This window comes from Bartonella sp. PS17NMGDW (assembly GCF_042193555.1).
Lineage (GTDB): Bacteria > Pseudomonadota > Alphaproteobacteria > Rhizobiales > Rhizobiaceae > Bartonella > Bartonella grahamii.
On record NZ_JBHILY010000041.1, the window covers coordinates 1 to 3169 of the forward strand.

Annotated in this window: 1 protein-coding gene and 1 pseudogene; both read right to left on the minus strand. The window is 44.9% G+C overall.

The window, feature by feature from the left end; genetic code table 11:
• Nucleotides 1-863 (minus strand): annotated as a pseudogene (locus tag ACFIJK_RS08875) (Bgr_08870 family protein); the annotation flags it as partial.
• 14 nt (nucleotides 864-877) lie between these two features.
• Nucleotides 878-3169, minus strand: a 2292-nt coding sequence (locus tag ACFIJK_RS08880; protein ID WP_375627539.1) for a DUF4815 domain-containing protein, incomplete at its 5' end; no start/stop codon positions are given.

The following is a 3169-nucleotide window of genomic DNA, read 5'->3' on the forward strand; positions in this document are numbered from 1 at the left end:
ACCGTACAACCGCCACCGCCGCCACCGCCTCCTAAGTAATAAGAATAACCACCCCCACCACTGCCGCCGCCACCCCAGGCTGTAATTTAGACTTTGGTTTTATCCGTTACCCAGTCTGGCCATTGAATTTTCCCATCTTGCGTATACAGCAATTCAGCATCAGCAAGAGCCAGCCAATTTGTGATTTTATCGATCAAATCTTTTTTAAGACTCTTTATCCCTGCCAAGATGGCTGCATCCACTTGCGCCTTGGTATAAACAACATCACCGTCCACTTTAAGCGGTCCTTTAAGCGAGCTTCCGGTTGTGTTTAGACTGCTAACGACTTTGTTGTTATGGATAAGGTTAAACGACGAATTACCCAACAGTTCTAAGCCACCACTCATAGTGACTTTGCTGGTAAATTTATTATAACTTCGCCATTCATTTGGGCTGGCTAGGCGACCATAGGCTGTGAGGTCTTCATTAAGCTTGGCTCTAAATTTATCGAGCCCCACAATATCTTCAATCTTATGTTGATGAGAGCCAAGCAAAGATACAGCACTGCCAAAAGTGAAGTTATTATTGCTTGATTTATAGAGAACATAATTATTTGCAGCATCGTGTGCCCCCTCGATATCGCTTAAATCAGCAAATGAGAAGGTTTTATCGGCTGCCATTTTGGCCTTAAGGGCCGCTTCAAGGTCTGCAACATCACTTATGCTATGCGTGTGTTTTGAAGGCGCTTTTCCCTCTACCTTTTCCTCAATATCAACAATGGCTTGATCAATTTTGGTCAAGTTTTCCCGCAAGATTGGGAATTCAGAACTGATAAAGCGTCCTTCTTTCGGCAATTCCATGTCGAGTTTTTTCGTTTTTGTCATGTCTCATTTTCCCCTCATAATATACCAGCACCAAAATCACACACCATGGACCGTGCCGCCGGTCCACCGGTAAGGGTCAATTTCAAGCGCGCTTGTTTGGCTGTTTTATCACCACTGATAAATTTGCGCTCTGTCCAAAGCGGTTCAGCGAGTTGCTCTGTTTCCTCTAATTTCAAAGGAGTGAAAGCACCATCATCCAGTTGCATCTCCAGTGAAAAGGTTGCACCGCCCGGTAAAAAGGTTTTGATATAACTGGTCAACCTTGCCTTTTCTCCAAAGGAAAAAGCACGGGTGACATAAGTGGCTTCCTTATGAATCTTTCCCGCAATCAATTGAACAGGAGCAAACAAAACAGGTGAGAGCTTTTCGGTGCCTTTGAGAATGGCGCGAAGCTTTACCTTTTCACTGATATATTCGGTAAGACTGAGTAATTGAAAGGGTAGAAGTTGATAAACCGTGCCATTGTTTCGTTCAATTTCAAAGATGACAGAACAATCGCTTGAAGGCAATTCAATGGCTGCACGTATTTGCAAATCAGAGCAGTCCACAAGGTCAAAAGTGCCAAGATCAATGGTTTTTTCTGTTTGTGTGTAGCGGGCTGCCAACACTCGAAAAGCTAAAGCCTCATCTTGATGAGCAGTCCAGCTTTGTGCGTTAACTGAAGAAAAGCGTGGACCGGTCACGTAAGGGTGGCTTGAGACATATCTCTGATGTTCTGCATCAAAATCCCCAAGCTTTGCTAAGGAGACAGAATGATCAGCATCATCAGTTTTAATGACAAAGGCGGTGAGACGGTCATCCATCACAAGAAGTGGTACATCATAGCGTGCTTCTGCCCAACCAGTTTTTGCGCCCTTCATGGAATAAAAGCTTTGTGCTTGGATATCGGCGGTCGGATAACCGTTTTCAGTGGTGACCAAATCAATCACCAAATCATGGTTTTGATTGCCGATTTTGCAAAGATGAAAGTCAATACCGGTGATTTGCCGTGTTTCATCGGGTGTAAAGACTTGTGCTTGTGGGTCTACTTGCGTCCATATTTTTACTGTGGTGGTGCGTCGCATCACTTTCACATCAATCACACCTTGACCGGTAAAAAGCCCCGTTGCAATGGTTCCACCTTTTCCCCGTGCCACAACGTTTTTTGTACCAGCTGTAATATTTTGTGGAATCGTGAAAGCGCCTTCAAGAGCGCCATCGGGAGATGTAAAACAATAATAGATTTTTTGTAAAACATCCACGCCATCAAAGGTAAAGCTTTCTAATTTTTCCCCTTTGCCAAAACCTTCAATTTTAAAGGAAAGGGTAATTTGTCTTAAGAAATCGATTTGCTCTTGGGTTGCACTCACCAAATCATCACTGATTTCTGTTTTACGAATGCTTCTCCCACGGTTCCATCCCATGTTCAGTTGATTGGTCACGCTTGAGAGCCAATCGGTGCGCTGTTCATGCCAAAAGTCTGTCGCGGGGGTAAGAGTGACTGTTCCAGGTAGGGGTGCAAAATTTTGATAGGGGTTGATTTTTTCGCAAGCCGTTGTCAACTCTTGCGCAATGATCACTTCATTTGTCCAGTCAAGGGTGACAGGCGCTTTTAAAGGAGCAGTATAGAATGTTGGATCAATGGCAAGCTGTAAAATGCCGTTGCCTACAGCACCTGTTTGTTGAAAGCCTTCATCTCTGTAAGAGTCATCAAGAAAGGGATCAGCGAACATGCCTTTTTTAGCGACAGGTTCTTTAGAGTCCACATTGCTTTTAATGCACTCTAACTGCATCAACCGGTCAAGGGAGAGCACCCGTTGAAAATAGCGCCACATCTCATCATAGGGGGCAACCCGTGTGCCATCATTGACAACACCCGGCGTTTCAAGCCAATTGTTGGTGATCGTTGCAAGGGACAACACATCATCAGGGACATTTGGTGCCATGGGATGATCTGATGAAACTCCTTTGATATATACGACATTGCCCCCTGTGTTCAGTCCTATGCGGTCAATGCGGGGCAATTTATAAGTGTAACTGACGATAATATCACCACCTTGCGCCCCACCTGAGACTGTGATTTCCTGCGCTGTTACTTTATCAGCCGTGATTTTTGCGCGGGTGCGATAAGTCACCTTATAGCTGCTCCCTGCTAAAGGTTCGTCTCCTATGGGCGCCCAATCAATGGTATCTCCGGTTTTTTTAAAATCTGTTCCTTCTTTAAATTCCTTAGTTCCTTGAACGACTTTGATAAACGCGGTGATGCTTTTATCCGGCACACCATCACGCCCTGCAGCAACGGCACCGCGGGTGACGTTAACGGTTTT